Source organism: Haladaptatus sp. W1 (assembly GCF_001723155.1).
Taxonomy (GTDB): domain Archaea; phylum Halobacteriota; class Halobacteria; order Halobacteriales; family Haladaptataceae; genus Haladaptatus; species Haladaptatus paucihalophilus.
The window spans coordinates 1-2,505 of record NZ_MEIH01000024.1 but is presented as its reverse complement, the minus strand read 5'-3'; the positions used below and the strand labels follow the sequence as shown (position 1 = coordinate 2,505).

Annotated in this window: 2 protein-coding genes and 1 pseudogene; 1 reads left to right on the top strand and 2 read right to left on the bottom strand. The window is 61.4% G+C overall.

Annotated elements, in window-relative coordinates; genetic code table 11:
* On the bottom strand, positions 1–618 hold a 618-nt coding region (locus tag BG842_RS01185; RefSeq protein ID WP_069449349.1), incomplete at its 3' end, for a CoA-binding protein.
* Positions 615–1,759 (bottom strand): annotated as a pseudogene (gene sucC / locus BG842_RS01180) (ADP-forming succinate--CoA ligase subunit beta). The pseudogene sucC and the gene BG842_RS01185, both read right to left, overlap by 4 nt.
* 200 nt (positions 1,760–1,959) lie before the next feature.
* Here sucC and BG842_RS01175 point away from each other — a divergent pair.
* Positions 1,960–2,481 carry an AI-2E family transporter gene (locus BG842_RS01175; protein WP_254662812.1) on the top strand — a complete coding sequence of 174 codons (522 nt, stop codon included), beginning with the start codon at positions 1,960–1,962 and terminating at the stop codon, positions 2,479–2,481.
* Positions 2,482–2,505: the final 24 nt, after the last annotated feature.

Below are 2,505 nucleotides of genomic sequence, written 5' to 3'. Positions count from 1 at the left end.
CATGACGACGGCATCGGTGTCGGGGTCGTCCTCGAAGAGCGAGAGGGCGTCGATGAAGTCCGTGCCGATGATCGGGTCGCCGCCGATGCCGATGGCGGTCGTCTGCCCGATACCGCGCTGGGTGAGGCTATCCACGACTTGGTAGGTCAGCGTCCCCGAGCGGGAGACGAGACCGACGTTCCCGGACTCGAAGATGTTGCCGGGGAGGATACCGAGTTTGGCCTCGCCGGGCGTGATGATGCCGGGGCAGTTCGGGCCGAGCAGGCGCGTGTCGGTCTCCGAGAGGCGCTTGTACACTTTCGACATGTCCTGCGTTGGGACGCCTTCCGTGATGGCGACCGCGAGGTCGAGGTCCGTGTCGAGCGCCTCGAAGATTGCGTCTCCGGCGAACGCGGGCGGGACGAAGATGACTGACGCGTCGGCGTCCTCCTCCTCGACCGCTTCGTTCACGGTGTCGTAGACGGGCACGCCCTGCACTTCCTGGCCGCCCTTGCCGGGGACCGCACCGGCCACGACGTTCGTTCCGTACTCCATCATCTGTTCGGTGTGGAAACTGCCCTCACCGCCAGTGATACCTTGGACGACCACTCGGGTGTCGTCGTCGACGAGAATGCTCATTGTTCTTCCTCCGCGTTTTCGACGGCACGCTGAACCGCGTCTTCGAGCGTCGCTTCGACCTGAACGAGGTCGGTGTTCAGGATGTCCATTCCTTCCTCGGCGTTCGTCCCGGCGAGTCGAACGACGACGGGTTTCGGAATCTCGTCGAGCGATTCGAGCGCCTCGTTGATACCCTTAGCAACCTCGTCACCGCGGGTGATGCCGCCGAAGATGTTGAAGACGACCGAATCGACGTTCTCGTCCGAGAACACCATGTCGAGCGCGTTCGTCACGCGTTCGGCTTTCGCGCCGCCACCGATGTCGAGGAAGTTGGCGGGTTCGCCGCCGTAGTAGTCCACGAGGTCGAGCGTGGTCATGACGAGTCCGGCACCGTTGCCGATGATGCCGACGTTGCCGTCGAGTCGAACGTAGTCGAAGCCGTACTCACCGGCCTTGCGTTCGAGGTCGTCCTCGTAGGAGTCCTCCTCCATCTCGGCGAGGTCGGGGTGACGGAAGAGCGCGTCGTCGTCGATGTTGAGCACCGCGTCGGCCGCGATAACCTCGTCGTCCGAGGTGACCATCAGCGGGTTGATTTCGGCGTTCGTTCGCGTCCTTGTCGGACCAGAGGTCGTACAGCGTCGTGAGGACGCCCGCGACGTCCATGGCGATGTCCTTGTCCACGCCCGCGGTCGAACACGGCCTTACGAGCCTGGTACGGATGCATGCCGAACGCCGGGTCGATGTGCTCCCGCGCGATGGCGTCGGGCGTCTCCTCGGCGACGGCCTCGATGTCCACGCCGCCTTTCGTGGAGACCATGGCGACCGGTTTGCCCTCGCCGCGGTCCATCGTCACGCCGACGTAGAGTTCGTTGACGAAATCGACGGCACCTTCGACCAACACCTGTTCGACTGTGTATCCCTTGAGGTCCATTCCGAGAATGTCCTCGGCGGCTTCCTCGGCCTCGTCACGGTCTTCAGCGAGTTTGATTCCGCCGGCCTTTCCGCGGCCGCCGACGTGTACTTGCGCTTTTACCGCGACAGGGTAGCCGATGTCCTCCGCCGCTTCGACGACTTCCTCGACACTCTCTGCGAGTGCCGAATCCGGCGTCGGAATTCCCGCGTCGGAAAACACCTCCTTCGCCTGATACTCGTGTAGCCTCATGCGTTCGAAAGGGGGTTTCCGCGCCGCTTAAATCCCGCCGGTTCACGCCCAAGGTGGTTTTTCCCGCGACGTAGCCTTGCGGCAGGGCTTGCGTTGGGAGTGCTTGCGTTCCCCGGTATACTCCTCATCGCGTACACGGTATTCGTGGGTATCCAGCAATTGAGCGAACTCGCGGGAATGATCTCCAGCAGTACGAGTCCTTGTTAGGGCCGTACCTACAAACTGTCCTTGGTCAGCAAAATCCCCAAGACGTAGTCAATCAAATTCTTTCGAACCCTCAACAACTCACCCAGTATCTCAATCCTCGAACAGCGAGCGGGGTAGTGACGTCGGCCGGTGGCTATCTCGGTGCCGCCGCATCCGGGCTTATCCACGTCTTCATCGCGCTCATAATCGCGTTCTATCTCCTCCGAGACGACCAAAAACTTGCTGGTTGGTTTTCATCACAGATCAGCGGGGAGAACAGCGCGACGCACGCTTATTTGACGGAGGTCGACACCGACCTCGAAACGATTTATTTCGGAAACATCCTGAACGCGTTCGTCGTCGCCGTCGTTGCAGCCATCACCTACACGGCACTCGATAGCATCGCACCGCCCGAAGTGGGCATTCCCGCAGCGGTCCTCTTAGGACTCTTGACCGGACTCGGCAGTCTGATCCCTGTCGTTGGTATGAAATTGTGTATGTACCGATCGGCCTCTACCTTGCAGGTCGCTCCCTAGTGACCTCCCCTCAATCGATCTGGT